The following is a 22,386-nucleotide window of genomic DNA, read 5'->3' on the forward strand; positions in this document are numbered from 1 at the left end:
TGTGCGGCTCACGCAGCAGCGCCGCGTGCCGCCGGTAGCCCGACGGGGCGATCTGCAAGACCTTGCAGATCGGCTCGCTCTCTACGCCCGGTACGCGTCAGGAAGGTCCCGCCGCGTGCGGCATGTGCATCTCAGTTCGGGCTGCTGAGGGTGCGCCGCCGGAGGTTTGCAGAAGAACACGGGTCGGCGCTGACACTGTTCGCGCTATCGATTCGCAAGCGAATTTCTGATCAACCACCGCCCTGAATGTGAAGCGAAGTCTGTGGTGCCGAAACTGGGAAGTATCCGTATTTCGCAACACCTTAGTCCGAAATATCCACAACACTAGTCAATCTACGGAGCTCGCGCTGAGAACGGGGACAGTTCATGCGGCGCGGCTTCGCGCGTTGGAATAGCCGGATACAAACGCCTTCTGCGCACCGATCAACGGATCGGGGATGTCCCCGATCGCGGGTGACACGGCAGTCACATCTCCAGGCGCTAGTCGCTCGGGCGTGCCCTCGGGCACCAAGCCCTTGGGCAGGCGTCGGTAGCGCTGTGACAGCGCCGATCCCCGCAGCACGCCGATCACGCCCCAGACCATGTGGTCGTGAATCGGTGTCTGTTGGCGGGGGCCCCACACGAAGCTCACGACACAGAAGCGCTGCTCGCGCCAAAGTTGCGACAAGTCGCACGCCGTTCCCCAGTAAGGATTAGGGTGCGCCCTAGTCCTGGGCTAGAAAGAATACCAGTAATATGTCAGTTGACTACTAGATGTATTAAGGAGACACCATGAGCACCGTATCCGGCGAGATTCCCCTCGTGGACCTGCCCACGACCGCGCCCGTCTCGGGACGGCGCGCCACCATCGGCCATCGCCTCGAACGCCTGCCCATGACGGGCTACCAGCGCCGCCTGTTCGCCATCATTGCCACCGCCTGGTTCTTCGACTCGATGGACCTGGGGATCATGACCTTCGTGCTCGGCTCGATCAAAGCAGAGTTCGGCCTCTCAGCGATGCAGACCGGCCTGCTGGCGAGCTCGAGCTTCCTGGGCATGTTCCTGGGCGCAGCCACTGCGGGCATGCTCGCCGACCGCTTCGGGCGCAAGCCGGTCTTCCAGCTCAGCATGATCTTCTGGGGGGTCGGCAGCCTCATGTGCGGCCTGTCGGACAGCGCCAATGAGCTGATGGCCTACCGCGTGCTGCTGGGGTTCGGCATGGGCATGGAGTTCCCGATCGGCCTCGCGATGGTGTCGGAGATCGTTCCCGCCAAGAGCCGGGGCCGGTACGTCGCCATCCTCGAGGGCTTCTGGCCATTGGGCTTCATTGCCGCGGGCATCACCGCCTACTTCCTGCTTCCCGTCATCGGATGGCGCGGCATCTTCATCGCGCTGGCGGTGCCGGCCGTGTTCGTGTTCGTCGTTCGGCGTAACATTCCGGAGTCGCCGCGCTGGCTCGAAGACGCCGGGCGGGTCGACGAGGCCGACAAGGTCATGACCGGCTTCGAAGGGCATGTGCTTCGGGCCTCGGGCATGAGCTCGCTGCCCGCGGTGGAAGTGAAGCCTGGCGAAGCCGCTCGGCCGCCGATGGCCCGCAGTGCGGCCTTCAAGGAACTCTGGAAGGGCGTCTACGCGAAACGGACCCTGATGATCTGGGCGTTGTGGTTCTTCGCGCTCCTCGGCTACTACGGGCTGACGACGTGGCTCGGGGCGTTGCTCCAGCAGGCCGGCTACGCCGTCACGAAGTCGGTCCTCTACACGGTCTATATCTCGCTCGCGGGCATCCCGGGCTTCATCTTCGCCGCGTGGCTGCTCGAGAAATGGGGCCGCAAGCCGACCTGCATGCTGATGCTCGTCGGCAGTGCGGCCGCGGCCTTCATGTACGGGCAGGCCGCCGCGACCCAGGCGCCGGTGGCGCAGTTGATCACCGCCGGGCTGTTCATGCAGTTCTTCATGTTCGGCATGTGGTCGGTGCTCTATGCGTACACCCCCGAGCTGTACCCCACGCGTTCGCGTGCCACCGGTGCGGGCTTTGCGTCGTCGGTGGGGCGGATCGGCTCGCTCGTGGGCCCGTACGTCGTGGGCATCGTGCTGCCGTTCACCGGACAAGCCGGCGTGTTCACGCTGGGCGCGGCCTGCTTCGTGGTGGCGGCCCTCATCGTGATGCTCTTCGGGATCGAGACCAAGGGCCAGTCGCTCGAAGCGCTGTCGCATTGACCCAGGCCTTAGCGATCCGACATGACGGTCGCGCGCGTGTAGTTCTCGATGAAGTCGATGAGGCGGTCCAGCGCTTCTCCGGCGCCCTGCACGTCGGCCTTGGAGATGGCCACGGCCACGTCGCCATGCAGCTTGGCCATCTGGGGCATGTCGGGCGACTGCTTGTAGTGGAGATACCAGAACCTGCGCGAAAGGCCGTGAAGCATGCGCATCGCGCCCTCGGCGAACTCGTTGCGCGCCGCCGCAAGGCACAGCTCGTTGAAGTCGCGGTCGGCGCGAATGAACGCCACCGAATCGTTCTTCGTAGACGAACGCCTGAACTCTTCGGCCAACTGCTCGAAGCGCTGCCGTTCTTCCTTCGATGCCCGCTTCGCGGCACTGCGGCAAACCAGCCGCTCGATCTCGCGTCGCGTTTCAAGGAGCTTCAATTGCTTGCCAACATCGACTTCGGCCACCAGCAGCCCGCGCTGCGGCAGCACGATCACCAGGTGCTCGCGGGCGAGCCGCTGGATGGCCTCCCGGATGGGGGTGCGTCCGATGCCGGTCATGTCTGCGAGGCCCTGCTCCGAAACGGCGGCGCCCGGGGGGATGACGAGCGTGACGATGGCCTCTTCGATCCGTTCGTAGGCGAGGTCGGTCAGGCGCGTCTTCGGCTCGGCGAAGTCCATCGGCTTGGGTGCCGCACGGGGAGGGGCCTTGCGCGTGCGGCTCGTCGTCTTGGTAACCATCTTCTTGACTTTCGAAACAGGCATCCATCGTACTGCCTCCGGTGGCGCATGGAATCCGTCTGACATATCAGGTGTTCACAATGGATGTTGTCTTCGTGGGCGACGGCCCGACCACTGTGCTCGCATTGCACGGCATACAGGGAACCCGCGACGCATGGCTTCCCGTCGCCGAGCGGCTCTCCGCCCGCTTCCGCTTCGTGCTGCCCAACCTGCGCGGGCGGGGTGTCGCGCGACGCTGCAGCGGTGCAGGGGCGCATGCCTTGCAGGCGTTTGCGTCCGACGTGCGGGAGGTGGCGCAAGCGCACCTGGCCGACGCGCCCTTTGCGTTGGCCGGCTGGAGCATGGGCGTTTCAGTCGCGCTCGAATATGTCGCGGAAGCGAAAGGGCCTCAGCCCGGGAAGCTGGCGCTTCTTTCAGGTACGCCCCAACTCTGCGCGGCCGATTGGTTCCGCGGCGAAGGCGAAGTGCTGCTGCGCGAGATCGCGGCGCGCGAGGCCCGGCTCGGGTTGCGGCATGCGGCGGACCATGACGCGGTCGCGTGGACCTGGCAAGCCATTCGCGCGTCGGACCAGCGGCCATTGCTGGGGCGGGTCAGGCAGCCGACGCTGGTGTTGCACGGCGTGCAGGACGAAGACTCTCCCTGGGACCACGCCGGCGCGCTTTCGTCGGCTCTGCCCGACGCGACGCTGGTGCCGATCGAAGGTGCCGGCCACGGCCTGCTGTCTTCGCACACGGCGCGCGTCGCCGACGAACTGCTCCGATTCCTCGATCCTTTGGACAACCCCGATGAGACCTGACGACCTGATCCACTTCTGCGCCCCGGCGCGCCTGATCCTCGGCTGCGGAGCGCGCGCGCAGTTGCCCCGCCTGGTGCAGAAGCTCGGCTGGAAGCATGGCGTGCTGGTCACCGACCGGTACTTTTCCGGATCGACGCCCTGGGTGCGCGAATACGTCGACGCGGCGCAGGCTCTGGGCGTCGAGACCGTGGTGTACGACGGCGGTGCACCCGACCCGACCACCGACCTGTGCGACACGGCCACCCGCGTGCTGCGGCAACAGTGCCCTGGCGGCACCTTCGACCACGTCATCGCGCTCGGAGGAGGGAGCAACATCGACCTGGCCAAAGCGCTGTGCCTCACGCTGCCGATGGGCCTTCCGGTCCGGGCGTTCGTGGGCGACATCGGAGCCTGCCGCCCATTGCCGATGATCGCGATGCCGACCACGGCCGGCACAGGTTCCGAGGCCACGCCGGGGGCGATTCTTCTCGACCCGGAGAACGCAACGAAGGTCGCGGTCATGGACAACGCGCTGCGTCCCCAGGTGGCTCTGATCGATCCGGAGTTCACCTACACCTGCCCGCCGCGTGTCACGGCCGATGCCGGCATCGACGCGTTCACGCACGCGATCGAATCGTTCCTCACCATGGACTCGAGCGCCTACGACCGCAGCGGCGATCCGGATCCGGGCTACAGCGGCCGGTCGGCGCTGACGATGATGTTCGCGCGGGAGTCGATGCGCCTTTGCATCGACTGCCTGGAGCGCGCGTTCAACGATGGTGCCGACCGGCAGGCGCGCATCGGCATGGCCCATGCCAGTGTCTATGCGGCGCTCTCCTATGGCAGCGCCGGCCTCAACGCCGTGCACGGCATCGCCTATGCCGTCGCGGGCAAGACGCACAGGAGCCATGGCACCACCAATGCCGTGATGCTGCCGTACGTGCTGGATGCGCTGGGCGACGTGCGAGGCGACGAGATGCTCGAGGTCGCCGGGCTCATGTCGCTGCAGGTGTCGACCGCGCGTGAAGCGAGCCTGGCCGTCCCGGTGGCAGTGCGCGATCTGATCGGTCGCCTCGGCATTCCTACCGATCTGGCCGCGATGGGCATCGGGGACGGCGATCTGAGCGGGCTGGTCGACGACGCGCTGGGCGTCGCGCGGCTTGCCAAGGCGTTTCCGGTGCCCGACGTCGCGGCGCGCTATCGCGCCATCGTGCGCAATGCCTTTGCCGGCTATCTCCGTGCCGAAGGTGCCGGCGGGCGCGACTTCTGACCCGGCGGCACGCAGCACCATTGACCGTCTGTACTCAACTGATATACTAGTCATACATCAGATATAGACAGGAGACTTTGCCATGATGACCGAGCGCCAACGGAAATTTCGCGAGCAGTACAAGGCCGAGATCAGCCCGCTGTACAACGGCCTGCTCCACATTGGCGTGATGTACGCCGTCGGCATTGCCGCCATCTGGTACTGCCTGAGCAGGATCCAGGGCGCGCAGTGGGAGTGGCTCATGGTCATTCCGGTGTTCCTGGCGGGCAACTTCGTCGAATGGTTCATGCACCGCTACGTGATGCACAAGCGCATCGACGTGTTCGCGCTAAGGGCCATCTACGAGCGCCACACCCGCCAACACCATCAGTACTTCACCGACCTGGAGCCGACCATCGACACGACGCGCGAGTTCCGCATCGTGTTCTTTCCGTGGCGCGTGCTCGCGACGCTGGGCGTCGGCGGGCTGACGCTGGGCTACCTCGCATCGCTCGTCTTCAATCCGAACGTCGGCTACATCGTCTTTCTCACGATGGTGGCGCAGTACCTGGTGTACGAGACCTTCCACTACTGCTGCCATGTGCACGACAACTGGTTCGTGCGCAACATGCCGTTCATCAACACCATCCGCCGCCATCACACGGCCCACCACAACATGGGCATCATGATGAAATACAACATGAACCTCACGTTCCCCATTGCTGACTGGGTCATGGGCACCTCGGACCTGCGGCGTGGGCTGCTGGGCCACCTCTTCAATGGCTACAGCGAACGGCACGTCAAGGAAGAGCTCCGGCCGATCATCCAGAAGTTCCGCCACGACCACACGCGTGTGACCCTGGACGGTCCGCAACTCAGCGAGAGCGAAGAGCAGGCGATGGCGGGCCGCCAGGCCGCGCACGGTGCCGCGGCGCATTGATCGGCGCCGGTATGTGGTGACCATCGGCTAGATGCGGTTCATCGTGCGCCGCAGCGTTGGCGTCTTCGTTTGGTACCGGCTCGCGCTCGGCGTGGCCGTGATTCTCTTGCTGCAATCAGGGCATCTGGCGCCTTGTTGACCAATGTGAGGGATACTCGCGCGGACCGATCCCCATCTCGCCGCCGGACCCCTCCGACGAGATCTCAACCCAAAGGGCCATGCGCCACGAGATCATCCAGCGCTTTCTCGCCGAGGAAACCGCGGTGGGCGCCCATCAACGCACCCTCCCCGATGCGATCGCGCGCGCCTTGCGCACACTGCTGGCCGAACTGCAGCCGCTGGTCGGCGTGCCGGGCGCGCGCGCCTTGTACGCGCGCAGCCTCCACCTGACGCACGCCTCGTGCGGATGGCCAGCGGAAATGGCAGCGGGGCCGCTCGGCGAACTGCCGGCCTTGTTGCACCGCGATCTTTCGGCGCGCACGGCGCCCGACGCGGGCCTGGCCGGCGAATCCTTGCTCCTCACCTTTGTCGATCTGCTGATTTCGCTGATCGGCGAGCCATTGACCTACCGCTTGTTGCATTCAGCCTGGGGCCATCCCGGTGCCGACGAGCCCCATCAGGAGAAAGCGCAATGAATGACAAGGTCGTCATCCGGCGATTGCCGACCGGCGTGCCGGGCCTCGATGCGCTGCTCGGCGGCGGGCTCGCGGAGTTCTCGTTCAACCTGATCGCGGGGGCACCTGGGTCGGGCAAGACGACGCTTGCCCACCAGATCATGTTCGCGCTCGCCAACCCGCAGCGCAAGGCCCTGTTCTTCACCGTGCTCGGCGAACCGGCGTTGAAGATGCTGCGCTACCAGCAGCAATACAGCTTCTTCGACACCGACAAGGTCAACGACTCGATCCGCTTCGTCAACCTGGCCGACGACGTGATGACCGGTAACTACGATCGCGTGCTGGCACGCATGATCGAGGAAGTCGAAGCCTTCGAACCCGGGCTGGTGCTCGTCGATTCGTTCCGCTCGGTGGTGCAGGCGGTGCATGGCGTGCGCCCCGGCGAGACCGATCTGCAGCAGTTCGTGCAGCGGCTCGGCATGCACCTCACGACATGGCAGGCCACCACCTTCCTGATCGGCGAGTACATGAATCTCGAAGGCGAGGCCAACCCGGTCTTCACGGTGGCCGACGGCATCCTGTGGATGGCGCAGAGCGTGCAGCGCAATTCGATGGTTCGCAAGATCCAGGTGATGAAGATGCGCGGGCAAGCGACCATCGCAGGCCTGCACACCTTTCGCATCGATGGCGATGGCATCCAGATTTTCCCGCGAACCCTCGGGCAAGCGCAGCCGGCCTCCAGGGACGACGGTGGCGAGGCGCAGGCGCCACGGCGTCTGTCGATCGGCGTGCCGGCCCTGGACGAGATGCTGTGCGGCGGCCTGCCTGCGGGCTATTCGCTGCTTGTCGCCGGTCCCTCCGGTTCGGGAAAGTCGCTGCTCGCGACGGCCTTCCTCGCTGCGGGCGCGCGCGCCGGCGAGAAGGGCGTGATCGCGGCTTTCGAGAAAAGCCCCAGCCAGTCGCTCAGACTCCGGTTGGGTCAACTGGTTGCCAGCGGAAGCGTCGCGGTCATCGACACGCGTGCGCTCGACCTGTCCATCGACGAGACGCTGTACGCGCTGACCGAAACGATCCGGCGTACCGGTGCCACGCGCGTCGTCATCGATTCGCTCTCGGGCCTCGAGCTGGCGCTGGCGCCGACCTTTCGCGAGGACTTTCGCGAATCGCTGCATCGGATGGTGGCGGTGCTCACCGGCATGGGCGTGGCGGTGCTGATGATCTCCGAGCTCGAAGACCGCTACAACGACCTGCGCTTCAGCCCCTACGGCGCTGCGTTCCTGACCGACGCCATCATCGTGCAGCGCTACGTCGAACTGCGGGGTGAACTCAAGCGTGTCATGGCCGTCGTGAAGCTGCGAAACAGCGCCCACAGCCACGAGCTGCGCCTGTTCGAGATCGACGACAGCGGTATCGTGATTGGCGAACGCCGGCCCGAGATGGACGCATTGCTGACCGGCCATCCGCGGGTGGCGTCGGACGCGCCGCATTCCGCCACCGGCAGGTGACGGACATGGACCCCGACCACCGTGGCAAGCGCGACCGGGTTGTCACCGCGCGCGAATCCGCGGTCGGTATTCGAGAGGACGCCGCCGCGGTTCGCGAGCAGACACAGCGCGACGTCGCCGACGAACAGTCGCTGGCCGAAGTGCGCATGTCGGACGTTCGGGAGGCCAACACCCATCTGGTCATCGCCACGCTCGCGGCCGAGGAACTGAACGAGGTCGCGCAGCAGACGAAACGGCGGCAGGACGAGTTCCTTGCGATGCTGGCCCATGAACTGCGCAACCCACTGGCGCCGATCCGCAGCGCTGGGGCGCTCCTGGCACGGCTGGACATCGACGATCCCCGGCTGAAACTCATCCAGGATGTCCTCCAGCGGCAGGTGGCGCACATGGCACGGTTGCTCGACGATCTGCTCGATGCGTCGCGCGTCACGAGCGGCAAGGTCAACCTGCAGCGCCAGCCGACGGCGGTCGGCGACTTCGTCGACCAGGCGGTCGAAACCTGCCGGGGCTTGATCGACCTGCAGCGCCAGCAGCTCACGGTCGACCTGCCGCCGGAGCCGGTCTATGTCGATGGCGATTCGCAGCGCCTCGCGCAGGCCGTCGGCAACCTGCTGCACAACGCGGCGAAGTACACCCCCGAAGGCGGCCGGATCGCGCTCAGCGTCCGGCCGGTCGGCGATACGGTGGCCATCACGGTGAGCGACGACGGTGCAGGCATCCCGGACGATGTGTTGCCCCATATCTTCGACCTGTTCAGGCAGGAGGACCGGTCGCTGAGCCGCAGCCAGGGAGGACTCGGCATCGGTCTGACGGTGGCGCGCGGCATGGTCGAACTGCATGGCGGCCGCATCGAGGTGCACAGCGACGGGCCTGGCCAAGGCTGCGAGTTCGTCATCACGCTTTCGCGTTTGCTCCGGCCCGTCGAGCCGGTGCACGTGCCGACGGTGGCGCCTGCGCTCGCGCCCGCGGGTGCGCGCATCCTGCTCGTCGACGACAACGTCGATGCCGGGCTGCTGCTCGCCATGCTGCTGCGCATGTCCGGGCACGAGGTCGAGGTCGCCCTCGAGGGGACGGGCGCGCTGGCGCTGTTCGCTCGGCTGCAGCCGAACATCGTGCTGTGCGACATCGGCCTGCCGGGCATGAACGGGTACGACGTGGCCGAGCGCATCCATGGCCTGCGCAATGGCAGGCCCGTGCTGATGGTCGCGCTGACCGGCTACGACGGGCCCGACCATCGTGCCCGCGCGCACGAGGTCGGGTTCGACCACCACGTGGTGAAGCCGATGGATTTCGAGGCGCTGCTGGCGCTTGTCGATGCGTGGGTGCTGGCAGGCGCCGATGCGTCGGCGGGCGGCGCGGGACCGGCGGCGTAGGCCGGCCCAATCCGCTTGCGCGTCGGCGGGGGCGTCCGCCGCACTCAATTGGCAGGGATCAGCGCGAAACGCCCGTCCTGGTTCAGTCGCGCCCAATACGCCGAGGCCTGCACGTCGTAGCCGACGACCGTGCCTGCCGCGCACGACGCATCCACATCGCCCGGCGCCGCGCCGAGGTAGGCGCTGCGATAGGCCGTCCTGCTCACGCACGCCGGGGTGGCCAGCGGTACCCACTTGCCCGATGCGTTGTCGTACCGGGCCAGCACCGTGTCGGCGGCCGAGCGGCCCTCGGGCACGGAGAACTCGAGCACGTAGCTGTCGCCGGCCTTGTCGTCGGTCAGCGCCCATCCGCCCTTGGCAAGCGCGGGCAGCACCACCGGGGCCTTGCCGGCCTCGGTGCTGTCGCCCATGCTGCCGGCAAGGCCGGTGTCGGTCTGGATGTTCTTCACACGGCCGTAGGCGTCGATGTAGGTGCCGTCCTGGCCGGCGATCCCGCTGACGACGAGCTCGTCGGACAGGGTGCCGGCACCGGCCGCCTTCCAGTTCAGCGCCACCAGCTTCTTCAGGTCGATGGTGGTGCCGCGCACCTCGACTTCCTCGTCGGGCGTGCCTTCGTTGACGACGCGTGCGCGCTGGCTGTTGTTCAGGTTGGGGCTGAAGCTCGCGTCGCGCACGAACATGTAGCGATACATCATCGACTCCATCTCGCGGTTGCTGGCGGCGAACGAGTAGCCCGGCGTGGCGCTCATGGTGCGCGTGCGCGTGTCGTGCCGGTTGAAGGTGTCGTTGCGGCCATCGAGCAGGCGGGCGCGGCTGCCGCCGGCGGAGACGCAGGCGCTGGTGCGGTACGAGGGATCGTAGACGCTGTAGCGCTGCACTTGCGCCGGCACGCTCGAGGGGTACACCACCTTCTCGCAGCGGTCCTTGGTGCGCACGAACCGGTCCATCATCTGCCAGTCGGGCGCCGCCAGCTGCTGGGGTTCGTCGGTGTTGCGGAACACCGAGTGCGTCACGAAGTATGAGCGGTAGTCGATCGCAGGGCCGGTGATCTCGAAGATCGAAGCGTTGGCGTCGATGCTGCCGGTGGCCTCGTTGCGCACCTTCAGCATCAGCATGCTCTGGATGCGCTCGTGCTCGCCGAAGCGGCTTTCGTAGCCTTTGTAGGCCGCATTGCCCGAAACGATCTGCGTGAAGGCCAGGTCGTTGTCGTCGCGCACCACGCTGCGCGAGTAGTGGTGCTCGTGGCCCGAGACGTAGATCACGTCGTGCGCGGCGAAGAGTTGGCGGTACTTGTCGTAGACATCGCGGAACTTCACGTCGTTCACGATCGAGATGCTGCCGTCGACGATGTTCTCGCGCACGAGCCCGTAGCGGTTGCCCGCGAACGAGTTGTGGGTCTGCAGGATGATGTGGTCGACCTTCGGCCCGTGCTTGCCCACCATGGCCTCCACGAAGTCGTAGGAGCGCTCGAGCCAGCCGTACGATATGTTGATCAGCAGCACGTTCTCGCGCACCACCACGTAGTTCTTGTTGCGCGAGCCCGGCATGTGCTCGGCATCGGCGGGAATGAACGACTCCACGGTGTCGTACCAGTCCTGGTCGATGCCCTTGGGCTCATGGTTGCCCATGATCGGCAGGATCGTCATCTTGCTGCGGTACTTCTCGGCCATGTCGCGCCAGAGCTTGTATTCGCTCGCCGTGCCGTTCTCGACCAGGTCGCCCACGGCCAGCACGACGTTGACGCCGGACTTCTCGTACAGGTCGAGGATGGCCTTCATCGGATGCAACGCGACGCCCGAATCGCTGCCCTGGGTGTCGGGAAGGATGCCGATGCGCAAGGTGGTGGCAACCGGCGTGGCCGGCGGCGCTGGCGTGTCGGGGGAGGTGGTGGGCGGCGCCGTGGGGGCGGTGCCCGGCGGCACGATGGGAAACGCGATCCCGCCGCCGCCGCTGCCCCCGCCGCAGGCGGCCAGGGCCAACAACGCCGCCAGCGACAACGTGCCCGCACTCTTCTTCGATCCACGCATACCGTTGCTCCAAGTGAAAGAGCGCGACGCTATCGGGGCCGTGTGTCAGGAAAGTGAATCAGAAGGTACTAACCCTATTGCGCGCATCCGGCAGTCGGGCGATGGTCGCTTTCAGTCCTCCCGGCCGCCGCGCCCGGGAAAATACCGTGCGCATTGAGTAGATTTGTTGACACTATTGGTTATCCCGCATAACAAAGGAGTTCCGATGTCCCGCCACCCATCCCGCCACCTCCGCGGCGTCGCCGCCGCCATCGTGGTGATCGTCGCAGCGTCAGGCGCCAGCGCACAGGACAAGCCGGTCGAACTCAAGTTCGCGCACTGGCTGCCGCCGTCGCACTCGCTCGCGAAGACCGGCTTCGAGCCGTGGGCCAAGTCGGTGGAGGCGGCCTCCAAGGGCAGCATCAAGGTGGCGATGTTCCCGGCCCAGCAGCTGGGCAAGGCCGCCGACCACTACGACATGGCGCGCGACGGTATCGCCGACGTGACCTGGGCCAACCCGGGCTACCAGGCCGGCCGTTTCCCGGTGTTCGCCGCTGGCGAACTGCCGTTCCTGGTGGGCAAGCCCGGCCCGGGGTCGGCAGCGCTCGACGCGTGGTACCGCAAGTACGCGGCCGCCGAGATGAAGGACGTGAAGTTCTGCTTTGCGCACCTGCACGTGGGCACCATGCATGCCAAGAAGCCGATTAGCGAGCCGAGCCAGCTCAGCGGCATGAAGATCCGCTCGTCGAATGGCACCAACGCCACCTTCATGTCGGCGCTGGGCGCCACCAACGTGCAGGTTTCGGCCCCAGAGGCGCGCGACGCGCTCGAGAAGGGCGTGGCCGACGCGCTGGCCTTCCCGTGGGATTCGGTCATCAGCTTCGGCATCGACAAGGCCGTGAAGTACCACTCCGACATGCGGCTGTACGCGTCCGACTTCGCCTGGGTCATGAACAAGGGCTGGTACGACAGGCTCTCGGCCACGCAGAAGAAGGTGATGGACGACCACTGCAGCAACGAATGGGCCGCCAAGGTGGGGGCCGCCTGGGGCGACTTCGAGGATTCGGGCAAGGCCAAGCTCGAGAAGGCCGCCGGCCACACGATCGTCGCAGTCACGCCCGCGCAGCTCGACATGTGGCGCAAGGCCGCCGAGCCGGTCTACACGCAGTGGCAGGCCGCGGTCGACAAGTCGGGCGTGAACGGCAAGCAGGCGCTGGAAGAACTCCGCAAGGAAATCGCAGCGCGCAACGCCAACTGACGCGATGAAGCGCATTCTGTCGGCCACCGAAGCGGTGGCCGCTTTCTTCCTGCTCGCCATCGCTTTGCTCACGGCCAGCAACGTGCTGCTGCGCGACCTGTTCGCAGTCCAGATTCCCGACTGGTACGACGGCTCGCGCATGCTGCAGGGCATTGCGCTGTTCTGGGGCATTGCCCTGGCCACCTTCTATGGCAGCCACATCTGCGTCGACCTGCTCTGGGAGCACCTGAAGGTGCCTGGGCGCCGCTGGCTCGACATCGTCGCCACGCTCGTCGTGCTGGCGTTCCTGGTGCCGCTCGCGTGGATGGCGTGGGTCAAGGTCGCGGGAACCGGTACGCAAGGCACGATGGACCTGCGCATGCCGCTGTGGATGTTCTACGCGGTCGCTTCGCTCGGGGCCACGGTCGCGGCGCTGCTGGGCGTGGTGCGCGTCGTCTACCTGTGGCGCGGGCGCGAGGCCGAACTCCAGCCGGCGCCCATCGCGGGCGTGCAAGACATGGAAGAGGCCGCCGACCGTGGACCGTGACCTCGTCGCCCTGCTGGGCTTCATCGGCATGTTCGTGCTGATGGCGGTGCGCGTGCCGATCGGCATCGCGATGGGCATCGCGGGCGTGTGCGGCTTCGCGGCGCTGACCAGCTGGAATGCGGGCCTGAACCTGCTGGCCAACGTGCCGCTGTCGGTGGTGACCGACTACAACCTCAGCGTCATCCCGATGTTCATCCTGATGGGCGCGTTCGCATCGCGCTCGGGCATGAGCCGCGAGCTGTTCCAGGCCGGCCGCGCGTGGCTCGGCCACCTGCGCGGCGGTGTCGCGATGGCCTCGGTCGCCGCGTGCGCGGGATTCGCGGCGATCAACGGATCGTCGGTGGCCACCGCGGCCACGATGTCGCAGGTGGCGCTGCCCGAGATGCGCCGCGCCGGCTACCACCCGGGACTGTCCGCAGGGCTCATCGCGGCCGGCGGCACGCTGGGCATCATGATCCCGCCGTCGGTGATCTTCGTGCTCTACGGGATCATGACCGAGACCGACATCAAGAAGCTGTTCGCGGCCGGCGTCCTGCCGGGCCTGATGGCCGTGGCCTTCTACTTCCTGGTGGTTCAGATCATCGCGCGCGTGCGGCCCGACGCGATGCCGCGCGGCGAGGCGCACACATGGGGCGAGCGCTTCGGTTCGCTGCGCAGCCTCTGGGCCGTGGTGCTGCTGTTCGTGTTCGTGCTGGGCGGCATCTACGGCGGCCTGTTCACAGTGGAAGAGGGCGCGGGCGTCGGCGCGGTCGGCACGCTCGTGATCGGCGTGCTGCGCCGCCGGCTCGGCCCGGGCGAGATCAAGGCGGCGCTGATCGACACGCTGCGCGTCTCGTCGGCCATCCTCACGATCGTGATCGGTGCGTTCCTGTTCGGCTACTTCCTCACCATCACGCAGTTCACGCAGAAGGCCGTGGAGTTCCTGGTGACTCTGCCCGTGGGTGCCTACGGCGTGCTGGCGCTGGTGATGGTCGGCTACCTCATTCTTGGCGCGGTGATGGACGAACTGGCAATGATCCTGCTGACCGTGCCGATCGTCTTCCCGGCCATGATGCAGCTCGGCTTCGACCCGGTGTGGTTCGGCGTCATCGTAGTGATGGCGGTCACCTTCGGCATGATCTGTCCGCCGGTGGGGATCAATGTCTTCGTGATCAACTCGATTGCGCGCGACATCACGCTGGGGCGCATCTACCGGGGCACCATGCCGTTCATCGGGGTCGACATCGTGCGCCTGGTGATCCTTTGCGCCTTTCCCGCCATTTCGCTGTGGTTGCCGGGCTTGCTTCAATAGCGCACTAGCGCGGTCCGTGCACCTTCTGTACGCGGTGCTCGCCACCCGCATGAGCGGGGTGCTCACCCGGTGCCAGCACCCTTATCGTGTGGGTGTCGGGGTCGATCTCCACCATTGCGCCGTTCGGGATCCGCTCGGTGATGTCGACCTCGAAGCCCGCGAGCATGGTGACGTCGCCGAGCGCCGCGCCCTGCGCGAGGATGGTGTTGACGGTGTTGAACACGATGGCGCGCGGCACCATGTTGCGCGAGCGCATCTCGTGCAGCATCCATGCCGTGGCCACGCCGCCCTTGGCGGTGTCGAGCACCAGTATCTTGTCGACGTACGACTGGCCCACGAGCTTGTGCGCGGGCCGCGAGAACACGCCCTGCAGCCGGTTGAGGTCGTAGCGCGCCGAGAAGCCGTCGTTGGCGACCAGCGCCTCGCCGACCACACGGCGCCCCATGGCGTGGCGCGACTTGTAGGTGTTGGCAGTCATTGCAGCTCCCCGGTTTCGGCGGCCTGGACGCAGGCCTGCATGGAGGCGAGCATCGGCACGTAGCCATAGCCGCCCAGGATGTTGACGAGTTTGGCGCTGTTCGTCGCCAGCCGCTTCCAGCCCTTCGCCTCGCTCATCTCCCGGGCGTACGACTGGTAGAAGCACATGCCGGCCAGCACCGTGCCGCCCGCATCCTCGATGCGTTTCGTGTAGCCGAAGCGATCGCAATCGGGCTTGACCTGCGGGCTCGTCACGGCGAGCAGCGGCCGCTTGAAATTCTTGCCGCTGCACAGCGCGGCCAGGTCGCGCAGTTCGAAGATGCTCAGCTGCGGCGCCGAGAAGACCACCACGTCGACCGACGGATCGACGCGGTAGCTGCGCTTGAGGGCGATCACGTCGGCTTCGCCGATGCGGTACGCCACCGCGAGCTTGTCGGCTCCCACGTCCGCCAGCGTCTGCGCTTCGGGCGTGATGCCCAGCAGATGGAACAGCGCCGTCGATCCGAAGCTCGCCATCGCCGCACCGAAGTGCTTCAACTCGTCCGAGGTGGGCGCGGCCTCCAGGCCCTCCAGCAGCGGCACCTGCCAGTAGTTGTTGGAAAGCCGCCCGACGATGCCGCCGAGCGCGCCCCAGTCGTCCAGCGTGCGCGGCGTCCAGTCGGTGCGGATGCGCAGCGTGGCCTGGCGATGGCGATCGAGGTGGTAGCCATAGCGCGGCGTGCGGCCCGTGAGGCCTGCCGAAAGCGCCGAGGGGCCGCCTTCGAAGTTCGACCGCGCGCCGCCCACCGAGTTGGAGTAGATCACCACCCCCGTGTCGCCGAAGGCCACGTGCTCCCCGCGCGTCGCAGCGAGCACGGTCTGGTAGTTGATGCAGGTGTCGGTCATGCTGACGCCCAGGCGCACGAACGCGTCGATCGCGCGCTGCTCGAGCTCGAGCATCCAGTCCGCCTGGCCGAGCATCGCGGCTTTCGAAAAATCGGTGCCGCGGGGGTCGGTGATCGTCGGGATCCGAACGCCGCCCTCCTCGGCATCGGCCAGCTTCTCGAGCCACATCACGCCGGCCTGGCCGAGGCTCTCGGTGTCGGCCATGATGTGGGCCTGCGTGACGGGGACGAAGTCTTCCGCCCCGAAGAAGCGGCCGACCTTGACCTGGTGTTCCATCGCGGTCTTGGCAACGCTGCCGGCTTCGCCGGCGAGCATCGCTTTCTCTTCATCGTCGAGTTTCATGCGTTCATTCCATGGTGACGCCCGAGGTGCGCACGGCCGCACCCCACTTGGCAATTTCTTCCTGCTGCAGTTGTGCCAGCGGCACGTCGAGCGGCTGGACACCGAGGTTGCCCAGGCCGAGTTCGAATTCGGGACCCTTGACCACGCGCTGGACGTCCTCGACCAGGCGCCGCGTGACATCCGCCGGCATCCTCGCGGGGCCGAAGAGCGCCCACCAGGCGAGCATCTCGAAGCCGGGGATCGCCGCTTCGGCCACGGTGGGCGCGGCGGGCAGGGCCTTGGCCCGCTGGCGGCTCGTGACGCCGAGGACGTTGAGCTTTCCGGACTGCACATGCGGCAGCACCGATTGCAGCGGATCGAACATCACCTGGATCTGGCCGCCGAGCAGGTCCACCATGGCCGGCGCACTGCCCTTGTAGGGCACGTGGCGCAGCTTGATGCCGGCGGCCGCGCAGAACATGGCCCCCGCGAGATGGCCCGGCGTGCCGTTGCCTGCGGAGCCGTAGGTCAGGGTGTCGGGCTGCGCCTTCGCCTTGGCCACGAGTTCGGTCAGTGAGGTGATGCCGGTCGAAGGGTTGGCCACCACGGCCACCGGTGCGCTGGCGACCGTGGCCAGCGGCGTGAAGTCGGCCACCGGGTCGTAGCCGAGCTTCTTGTAGAGCGCCTGGTTGATCGCGCTGGTGCCCACGGTGCCCAGCAGCACGGTGTGGCCGTCCGGCGCGGCAGTGGCCACGGTGGTGGCGCCGATTGCGCCGCCGGCACCGCCGCGGTTCTCGACGAAGACCTGCTGGTTCATCGCATCGCCGAGCAGCTTGGCGAGCGGGCGCGCGACGATGTCGGTCGGCCCGCCGGCCGGGAAGGGCACCACCATGCGGATGGGCTTCGACGGATAGCCTGCCGCGGCGGCGCACAGCGATGCCAGGGCGGACATGGTACCGAGTGCGGCGGCCGGCAGGATCAGCAGCGTTCGGCGCGGGATCTCTTCGTTCATCGGGGTTGTCTCCTTGTGGCTTGGAATTCCGTCGCTCTCGGTCCGGGGCCTGTCGACAGGTCCTCTACGTGAGCGGCACCGGCTGAATGGCCGAGGCCAGCTTCATCGGCCCCGGCACGCTCATGCGGAAGGTGTAGCGTTCGGGGACGATGTAGATGCGCATGTGCTCGCAGGCGAGCCCCGCCACGGTGTAGGAGGTCCGCTGCATCAGCAGCGCATGGCTGCGTGCGAGAAGGCCCAGTTCGGCCGAGATCCGGTTCTTCGGCTTCGCGCATTGGATCGCGATGTCCGCTCGGCCGATGCGCATGCCGAGAAACTGCTGAAGGATGTCGTAGACCGACAGCAGTTCGGCGCGGGCCCTGCCGAGTGCCTGCGCCTCGGCCGGAAGAAAGGCCTCGACGATCGCGAAGGCCTCGCCGTCGACGCAATAGCGCCGGCGCAGCCGCACGGGAAGGTTCAGGCCCGCGGGCACTTGCCCGTCGGTCCGGCCGGCGGAGGCAGAGAACTCCAGCAGTTCGGTTTCGGGCTCGATGCCCTGCAGGCGCAAGGCTTCCTGGAATCCCTGGAGACTCGACAGGTCCTGCTGGAACGAGGGCCGCGTCACGAAGGTGCCCTTGCCGCGCCTGGACACCACCTGGCCATTGCGCACGAGCAGCTGGATGGCCTGGCGGACCGTGACGCGGCTGATGCCGTAGTCGCTCATCAACGTGGCCTCGGGCGGCAGCTGCTGCCCCGGCGCGTACACGCCGCCCGAGATCGCTTCCGCAAGCCGGTTGGCAAGCTGCACATAGAGCGGATCCTCGCTGGCGGGCGTGAGCGGCGCGCCGGGCGGCATGCGGGATGGGGGGAGCGACTTGGGCATACATGTATTGTGTTGTCTTAGGATATCTTGGTCAAGCCAGGGTTGAACCAAGGCTTCATGCCGCGTTGGCCGATCGCGTGAAGTGAGGTGCCTTCGAGCCTCTGTTCACCCAATGGGGCGGTGGGGTGCGCCGGGAGAATCCGCCATCTTTCCCTTCCGGCGATTCCATGCGACACCTCAAGATCGGTACCCGTCTCGGGATCGGCTTCACGCTGCTGCTGCTTCTGCTGCTCGCCATCGGCGCCATCGGCCTGCAGCAGATGGCCAGGCTCTCGGACCAGATCCGGGTGGTCAACGAGGTGGCGGGCGGCAAGCTCTACGCTCTCAATCGGGTGCGCTTTGCGATCGGCACGCGCGCCATCGCAGCGCGCAACCTCGCACTGGTGACCGATGCGGCGCTGCAGAAGAAGGACCTCGAACTCGTGCGCTCCTCGCAGGCCGAGATCGACCAGGGCATGGCATCGCTGGCCACTTTGTTGAAGCAGGCCGGTGCGGGCGCCGAGGAGGAGCGGCGCCTGCTCGATCAGCTGCAGGCGCTCGAGACGCGCTATCTGGTGATCGCGGGCAAGGTGGTGTCGCTCGCGACCGGCGGCCGCACCGACGAGGCCGTGCGCGCGCTGACGCAGGAATGCATGCCGCTGCTGACCCAGGTGATCGCGCACGTCGGCGCCTTCGAGAAGACGCTCAAGGAAGGCGCCGACCGCACCGCGGCCGAGGCGGCCGAGGCCTATCGCGCCGCGCGCTGGTTGATGCTGTTGCTCTGCGGCGTTTCGCTGGCGCTGGGCATCGCCACGGCCGTGTGGCTGACCCGCTCCATCACGCGTCCGCTCAACGACGCGGTGCGCGTCGCGCAGTCGGTGGCGGCCGGCAACCTGGGCACCGACGTGCGGCCGACCAGCGGCGACGAAACCGGCCTGCTGATGCAGGCGCTGCACGAGATGAACACCAGCCTCGCGCGCCTCGTCGGCGAGGTGCACCGCGGCACCGCGGGCATCGGCGAAGCCTCGGCCCAAATCACGGCCGGCAACCGCGACCTTTCGTCGCGCACCGAGCACCAGGCGAGCTCGCTCGAACAGACGGCGGCCTCGATGGAAGAGCTCACCTCCACCGTCAAGCAGAACGCCGAGAACGCGCGCCAGGCCAATCAGCTCGCGGTTTCCGCGTCGTCGGTGGCGGCCCAGGGCGGAACGATCGTCGGCGAAGTGATCGACACCATGGCCGCGATCAACGGCTCGTCGCGCAAGATCGTCGACATCATCGGCGTGATCGACGGCATCGCGTTCCAGACCAACATTCTCGCGCTCAACGCGGCGGTCGAGGCGGCGCGCGCCGGCGAGCAAGGCCGCGGCTTCGCGGTGGTGGCCTCGGAGGTGCGCAGCCTGGCGCAGCGTTCGGCCGCGGCGGCCAAGGAGATCAAGGACCTGATCGGCGACTCGGTCGGCCGCGTCGAGGCGGGCAGCGCGCTGGTCGACCAGGCCGGTCGCACCATGCGGGAGATCGTCGCCAGCGTGCAGCGCGTGACCGAGATCATGGGCCAGATCACCGTCGCCAGCCGGGAGCAGACCGACGGCATCGAGCAGGTGAACCAGGCGATCGCGCAGATCGACCAGGTCACGCAGCAGAACGCCGCGCTGGTGCAGCAGGCGGGCGCGGCGGCCGGCTCGCTGCAGGCGCAGGCCGGCAGCCTCTCGCAGGCGGTGAGCGCCTTCAGGCTCTGAACCGGGCTTCCCGCGTCAGAGCCCGCCCGTCGCGCGGATCACCGTCGCCGTCACGTACGAGGCGGCCGGCGTCATGGCCCACACGATCGCTTCCGCGATCTCCTCGGGCTCGGCGAGCCGGCCGAGCGGGATCTTCGGTGCGATGCGTGCGGGCCGGCCGGGCTCGCCTGCCTTGGCATGGATCTCGGTCAGCGTCGATCCCGGCGCGACAGCGCACACGCGGATGCCGCGCGCCGCCACTTCGCGGCCGAGGCCGATGGTGAAGCTCTCGACCGCGGCCTTGCTTGCGGCGTAGTGCACGTACTCGCCCGGGCTGCCGGTGGTGGAGGCCACCGAGGACACGTTCACGATAACCTCGAGCGCGCCATTCCGGCCGTGCCGCACCAGCGCCTCGCGCGCGCAGAGAAAGGTGCCGAGCACGTTGATATCGAGGATGCGCCGCAGGTTGTCGGTGGCCACCTCCTCGAAGCGGCCGATCGGACCGGTGATGCCCGCGTTGTTGACCAGGGCGGCGACCGGCCCGAGCTCGGCCTCGGTCCGGTCGAACAGCGCGCGCACCTCCGACTCGCTCGCGACATCGCCGCGCAGGGCGGCCGCGCGGCCGCCCGCGTTGCGGATGCGATCGACCACCGACTCGGCGGCTGCCGTGTCCGAGGCGTAGTTGACCGCCACCGCATAGCCGGCCCGGGCCGCCCCGAGCGCGGTGGCGGCCCCGATGCCGCGGCTCGCGCCCGTGATGAGCACCACCTTCTGGCTCTCGTTTTCGCTCGTCGTCATTCAAACCCTCCTCGATGCCTCGCGCGGCGCGGGTGCGCCGCACACGCTTTGTAGCATCCGTGCGCGCGGCACGAGGAGGGGGTCTTCACCGGCAGTGCAGCGCGCTCAGCCGGCCATGCTTCGGCACGCGGCCGCGCAGTCGCGGCAGGCCTTGGCGCAGGCCTGGCAATGGTCGTGCGTGTGTTTCGCGCATTCCTCGGCGCAGGCATCGCAGACGCTGGCGCACAGCGCGCAGATGGCCTTGGCATGTTCGCTGCCGCGCGCCATGGCAGCGGCGGCAAAGTGGCAGGCGGCGGCGCAGTCGATGTCGAGCGCGATGCAGCGCGCCATCATCTTCACGTCGTCTTCCTTCAGGCAGGCGGCGGCGCAGTGGTTGCACGCGGTGGCGCAACCGTTGCACGCCTCGATGCAGGCGGCATAGGTGCTGTCATGCGGCATGGCGTTCTCCTTCAAATCCAACATGCTCGCGCGACAGCGGTGCACCCGTGTAGGAGCGTGGCGTATCGGCGCGTGCGATGCGCTTGGCATGCAGGCGCACCGCATCTGCTCATCAGTAGGCGCGGTAGGGGCGCTGTCCGACGGACCGCGTCGGCCTGTGCTTGCGCGGCGCCTGTGCGCGCTGCAGATGCTTGGCTTCCTCTGTCGACCTTTTTCGGCTGCACACAAGCAAGGAGCAAGCGATGCTGGCAATGAACTACCGCGGTCCCTACCGGATCCGCACGGTGCACAAGCAGGAGCCCGAGATCGAGCATCCCGGCGATGCGATCGTGCGGGTCACGCGTTCGTGCATCTGCGGATCGGACCTGCACCTTTACCACGGCCTGGTGCCCGATACGCGCATCGGCTCCACCTTCGGGCACGAGTTCACGGGGGTGGTCGAAGCGGTCGGGTCGGCGGTGCAGCACCTGAAGCCCGGCGACCATGTGCTCGTGCCCTTCAACATCTTCTGCGGCAGCTGCTACTTCTGCCAGAAGGAGCTCTACAGCAACTGCCATTCGACCAATCCCGAAGCCACCGCGGTGGGCGGCATCTTCGGCTATTCGCACACGGCCGGTGGTTACGACGGCGGCCAGGCCGAATACGTGCGCGTGCCGATGGCCGACGTGGGCCCCACGATCATTCCGCCCGACATGCATGTCGACGATGCCGTGCTGCTGACCGACGCGCTCCCCACCGGCTACCAGGCCGCGGAGATGGGCGGCATCGACGAGGGCGACACGGTGGTGATCTTCGGCGCCGGACCGATCGGCATCTTCGCGGCCAAGTCGGCGTGGCTGATGGGCGCGGGGCGCGTGATCGTGGTCGACCATCTCGAATACCGGCTCGACTTCGTGCGCGACTACGCGCAATGCGAAACCATCGACTTCAAGCAGGTCGGCGACATGGCGATCCACATCAAGAAGATGACCGACGGCCTCGGCGCCGACGTGTGCATCGACTGCGTGGGCTGCGAGGCCGCCGGCAACTTCGCGCAGACGCTGCTGGGCGTCAAGCTCAAGCTGCAGGGCGGCGCGGCCACGGTGCTGCACTGGTGCATCAACTCGGTGCGCAAGGGCGGCACCGTCTCGATCGTGGGCGTGTACGGCCCCACGTTCAACGCGGTGCCGATCGGTAATGCCATCAACAAGGGCCTCACGCTGCGCATGAACCAGGCCAGCGTGAAGCGGCACCTGCCACGGCTCATCGAACACATCCAGGCCGGGCGCATCGAGCCGCGGCGCGTGATCACGCACCACATCGACCTCGAGGACGTGGCCGATGCCTACCACCTTTTCTCGAGCAAGCTCGACAACTGCATCAAGACCGTGCTGGTGCCGCCCGGCGCCGCACGCGACGGCGGCGCCACGTTGGCCACCGCGGCAGCACTTTGAC

At 67.2% G+C, this 22,386-nt stretch carries 21 protein-coding genes; 12 read left to right on the plus strand and 9 right to left on the minus strand.

Annotation, left to right across the window (positions count from 1 at the left end; all coding sequences use genetic code 11):
- Positions 1–364 precede the first annotated feature (364 nt).
- Entirely contained in the window at positions 365–667 is a 303-nt protein-coding gene (locus AC3A6G_RS05470) for a hypothetical protein (RefSeq protein WP_487873262.1), read from the minus strand.
- 206 nt (positions 668–873) lie between these two features.
- Here AC3A6G_RS05470 and AC3A6G_RS05475 point away from each other — a divergent pair, with 206 nt between their 5' ends.
- A complete protein-coding gene (locus AC3A6G_RS05475; RefSeq protein ID WP_487873597.1) occupies positions 874–2,196 on the plus strand; it encodes an MFS transporter in 1,323 nt (440 codons plus the stop codon).
- Between the two features lie 8 nt (positions 2,197–2,204).
- On the opposite strand, the gene AC3A6G_RS05480 is transcribed toward AC3A6G_RS05475, so the two are convergent.
- Positions 2,205–2,924: a GntR family transcriptional regulator gene (locus tag AC3A6G_RS05480; protein WP_487862301.1), complete on the minus strand. Its 720-nt coding sequence runs from the start codon at positions 2,922–2,924 to the stop codon at positions 2,205–2,207.
- An 80-nt stretch (positions 2,925–3,004) separates the two neighbouring features.
- On the opposite strand from AC3A6G_RS05480, the gene AC3A6G_RS05485 reads away from it, so the two are divergent.
- The 6 genes from AC3A6G_RS05485 to AC3A6G_RS05510 all read left to right on the plus strand — a co-directional run bounded on the left by AC3A6G_RS05485 (position 3,005) and on the right by AC3A6G_RS05510 (position 9,381).
- Positions 3,005–3,721, plus strand: a complete 717-nt coding sequence (locus tag AC3A6G_RS05485; RefSeq protein WP_487862300.1) for an alpha/beta fold hydrolase — start codon at positions 3,005–3,007, stop codon at positions 3,719–3,721.
- Positions 3,711–4,970 carry an iron-containing alcohol dehydrogenase gene (locus tag AC3A6G_RS05490; RefSeq protein ID WP_487862299.1) on the plus strand — a complete coding sequence of 420 codons (1,260 nt, stop codon included), beginning with the start codon at positions 3,711–3,713 and terminating at the stop codon, positions 4,968–4,970. The genes AC3A6G_RS05485 and AC3A6G_RS05490 overlap by 11 nt, the downstream gene beginning before the upstream one ends.
- An 82-nt stretch (positions 4,971–5,052) precedes the next feature.
- Entirely contained in the window at positions 5,053–5,889 is an 837-nt protein-coding gene (locus AC3A6G_RS05495) for a sterol desaturase family protein (RefSeq protein WP_487862298.1), read from the plus strand.
- A gap of 218 nt (positions 5,890–6,107) precedes the next feature.
- Positions 6,108–6,524: a hypothetical protein gene (locus tag AC3A6G_RS05500; protein WP_487862297.1), complete on the plus strand. Its 417-nt coding sequence runs from the start codon at positions 6,108–6,110 to the stop codon at positions 6,522–6,524.
- On the plus strand, positions 6,521–8,008 hold the full coding sequence (locus AC3A6G_RS05505; protein ID WP_487862296.1) for an ATPase domain-containing protein: 1,488 nt from the start codon (positions 6,521–6,523) through the stop codon (positions 8,006–8,008). The genes AC3A6G_RS05500 and AC3A6G_RS05505 overlap by 4 nt, the downstream gene beginning before the upstream one ends.
- A 5-nt stretch (positions 8,009–8,013) precedes the next feature.
- The gene (locus tag AC3A6G_RS05510) at positions 8,014–9,381 is read left to right on the plus strand and encodes a hybrid sensor histidine kinase/response regulator (RefSeq protein WP_487873263.1); all 1,368 of its coding nucleotides are present in this window, start codon (positions 8,014–8,016) and stop codon (positions 9,379–9,381) included.
- A 44-nt stretch (positions 9,382–9,425) separates the two neighbouring features.
- Here the strand turns inward: AC3A6G_RS05510 and AC3A6G_RS05515 are convergent, their stop codons facing one another.
- Positions 9,426–11,408 carry a metallophosphoesterase family protein gene (locus tag AC3A6G_RS05515; protein ID WP_487873264.1) on the minus strand — a complete coding sequence of 661 codons (1,983 nt, stop codon included), beginning with the start codon at positions 11,406–11,408 and terminating at the stop codon, positions 9,426–9,428.
- A 205-nt stretch (positions 11,409–11,613) separates the two neighbouring features.
- Between AC3A6G_RS05515 and AC3A6G_RS05520 the strand changes: the two genes are divergently transcribed.
- The 3 genes from AC3A6G_RS05520 to AC3A6G_RS05530 are packed head-to-tail and all read left to right on the plus strand — an operon-like array spanning position 11,614 to position 14,462.
- Complete coding sequence (locus AC3A6G_RS05520; RefSeq protein ID WP_487873265.1) at positions 11,614–12,645, plus strand: TRAP transporter substrate-binding protein; 1,032 nt, start codon at positions 11,614–11,616, stop codon at positions 12,643–12,645.
- 4 nt (positions 12,646–12,649) lie between these two features.
- Positions 12,650–13,171, plus strand: coding sequence for a TRAP transporter small permease (locus AC3A6G_RS05525; protein ID WP_487862292.1), 522 nt, complete (start codon positions 12,650–12,652; stop codon positions 13,169–13,171).
- Complete coding sequence (locus AC3A6G_RS05530) at positions 13,161–14,462, plus strand: TRAP transporter large permease (RefSeq protein ID WP_487873266.1); 1,302 nt, start codon at positions 13,161–13,163, stop codon at positions 14,460–14,462. Before AC3A6G_RS05525 ends, AC3A6G_RS05530 begins: the two co-directional genes overlap by 11 nt.
- Positions 14,463–14,466: 4 nt before the next feature.
- Here AC3A6G_RS05530 and AC3A6G_RS05535 read toward each other — a convergent pair whose 3' ends face one another.
- The 4 genes from AC3A6G_RS05535 to AC3A6G_RS05550 form a co-directional block, all read right to left on the minus strand.
- Positions 14,467–14,940 carry an aconitase X swivel domain-containing protein gene (locus AC3A6G_RS05535; RefSeq protein WP_487873267.1) on the minus strand — a complete coding sequence of 158 codons (474 nt, stop codon included), beginning with the start codon at positions 14,938–14,940 and terminating at the stop codon, positions 14,467–14,469.
- A complete protein-coding gene (locus AC3A6G_RS05540; protein WP_487873268.1) occupies positions 14,937–16,166 on the minus strand; it encodes an aconitase X in 1,230 nt (409 codons plus the stop codon). Before AC3A6G_RS05540 ends, AC3A6G_RS05535 begins: the two co-directional genes overlap by 4 nt.
- A gap of 4 nt (positions 16,167–16,170) precedes the next feature.
- Complete coding sequence (locus tag AC3A6G_RS05545; protein WP_487873269.1) at positions 16,171–17,157, minus strand: Bug family tripartite tricarboxylate transporter substrate binding protein; 987 nt, start codon at positions 17,155–17,157, stop codon at positions 16,171–16,173.
- A gap of 64 nt (positions 17,158–17,221) precedes the next feature.
- Positions 17,222–18,019, minus strand: coding sequence for a GntR family transcriptional regulator (locus AC3A6G_RS05550; RefSeq protein WP_487873270.1), 798 nt, complete (start codon positions 18,017–18,019; stop codon positions 17,222–17,224).
- Positions 18,020–18,186: 167 nt separating this feature from the next.
- Between AC3A6G_RS05550 and AC3A6G_RS05555 the strand changes: the two genes are divergently transcribed.
- Positions 18,187–19,737, plus strand: coding sequence for a methyl-accepting chemotaxis protein (locus tag AC3A6G_RS05555; RefSeq protein WP_487873271.1), 1,551 nt, complete (start codon positions 18,187–18,189; stop codon positions 19,735–19,737).
- A gap of 15 nt (positions 19,738–19,752) precedes the next feature.
- Here the strand turns inward: AC3A6G_RS05555 and AC3A6G_RS05560 are convergent, their stop codons facing one another.
- A complete protein-coding gene (locus tag AC3A6G_RS05560; protein ID WP_487873272.1) occupies positions 19,753–20,514 on the minus strand; it encodes an SDR family oxidoreductase in 762 nt (253 codons plus the stop codon).
- A gap of 105 nt (positions 20,515–20,619) precedes the next feature.
- Positions 20,620–20,952 (minus strand): four-helix bundle copper-binding protein, encoded by a 333-nt coding sequence (locus AC3A6G_RS05565; RefSeq protein ID WP_487864348.1) that lies wholly within the window; start codon positions 20,950–20,952, stop codon positions 20,620–20,622.
- Between the two features lie 242 nt (positions 20,953–21,194).
- Here AC3A6G_RS05565 and AC3A6G_RS05570 point away from each other — a divergent pair, with 242 nt between their 5' ends.
- Positions 21,195–22,385, plus strand: a complete 1,191-nt coding sequence (locus AC3A6G_RS05570; protein WP_487873273.1) for a zinc-dependent alcohol dehydrogenase — start codon at positions 21,195–21,197, stop codon at positions 22,383–22,385.
- The last annotated feature ends 1 nt before the right edge of the window (position 22,386 follow it).

The organism is Variovorax sp. Soil_C_26, from assembly GCF_057657075.1.

What these genes read in the sequence shown, in the direction of transcription:
- AC3A6G_RS05475 (WP_487873597.1), top strand. Translation starts at nt 874, where the DNA reads ATGACGGGCTACCAGCGCCGCCTGTTCGCCATCATTGCCACCGCCTGG.
- AC3A6G_RS05480 (WP_487862301.1), bottom strand. Translation starts at nt 2,924, where the DNA reads ATGGTTACCAAGACGACGAGCCGCACGCGCAAGGCCCCTCCCCGTGCG.
- AC3A6G_RS05485 (WP_487862300.1), top strand. Translation starts at nt 3,005, where the DNA reads ATGGATGTTGTCTTCGTGGGCGACGGCCCGACCACTGTGCTCGCATTG.
- AC3A6G_RS05490 (WP_487862299.1), top strand. Translation starts at nt 3,711, where the DNA reads ATGAGACCTGACGACCTGATCCACTTCTGCGCCCCGGCGCGCCTGATC.
- AC3A6G_RS05495 (WP_487862298.1), top strand. Translation starts at nt 5,053, where the DNA reads ATGATGACCGAGCGCCAACGGAAATTTCGCGAGCAGTACAAGGCCGAG.
- AC3A6G_RS05500 (WP_487862297.1), top strand. Translation starts at nt 6,108, where the DNA reads ATGCGCCACGAGATCATCCAGCGCTTTCTCGCCGAGGAAACCGCGGTG.
- AC3A6G_RS05505 (WP_487862296.1), top strand. Translation starts at nt 6,521, where the DNA reads ATGAATGACAAGGTCGTCATCCGGCGATTGCCGACCGGCGTGCCGGGC.
- AC3A6G_RS05510 (WP_487873263.1), top strand. Translation starts at nt 8,014, where the DNA reads ATGGACCCCGACCACCGTGGCAAGCGCGACCGGGTTGTCACCGCGCGC.
- AC3A6G_RS05515 (WP_487873264.1), bottom strand. Translation starts at nt 11,408, where the DNA reads ATGCGTGGATCGAAGAAGAGTGCGGGCACGTTGTCGCTGGCGGCGTTG.
- AC3A6G_RS05520 (WP_487873265.1), top strand. Translation starts at nt 11,614, where the DNA reads ATGTCCCGCCACCCATCCCGCCACCTCCGCGGCGTCGCCGCCGCCATC.
- AC3A6G_RS05525 (WP_487862292.1), top strand. Translation starts at nt 12,650, where the DNA reads ATGAAGCGCATTCTGTCGGCCACCGAAGCGGTGGCCGCTTTCTTCCTG.
- AC3A6G_RS05535 (WP_487873267.1), bottom strand. Translation starts at nt 14,940, where the DNA reads ATGACTGCCAACACCTACAAGTCGCGCCACGCCATGGGGCGCCGTGTG.
- AC3A6G_RS05540 (WP_487873268.1), bottom strand. Translation starts at nt 16,166, where the DNA reads ATGAAACTCGACGATGAAGAGAAAGCGATGCTCGCCGGCGAAGCCGGC.
- AC3A6G_RS05545 (WP_487873269.1), bottom strand. Translation starts at nt 17,157, where the DNA reads ATGAACGAAGAGATCCCGCGCCGAACGCTGCTGATCCTGCCGGCCGCC.
- AC3A6G_RS05550 (WP_487873270.1), bottom strand. Translation starts at nt 18,019, where the DNA reads ATGCCCAAGTCGCTCCCCCCATCCCGCATGCCGCCCGGCGCGCCGCTC.
- AC3A6G_RS05555 (WP_487873271.1), top strand. Translation starts at nt 18,187, where the DNA reads ATGCGACACCTCAAGATCGGTACCCGTCTCGGGATCGGCTTCACGCTG.
- AC3A6G_RS05560 (WP_487873272.1), bottom strand. Translation starts at nt 20,514, where the DNA reads ATGACGACGAGCGAAAACGAGAGCCAGAAGGTGGTGCTCATCACGGGC.
- AC3A6G_RS05565 (WP_487864348.1), bottom strand. Translation starts at nt 20,952, where the DNA reads ATGCCGCATGACAGCACCTATGCCGCCTGCATCGAGGCGTGCAACGGT.
- AC3A6G_RS05570 (WP_487873273.1), top strand. Translation starts at nt 21,195, where the DNA reads ATGCTGGCAATGAACTACCGCGGTCCCTACCGGATCCGCACGGTGCAC.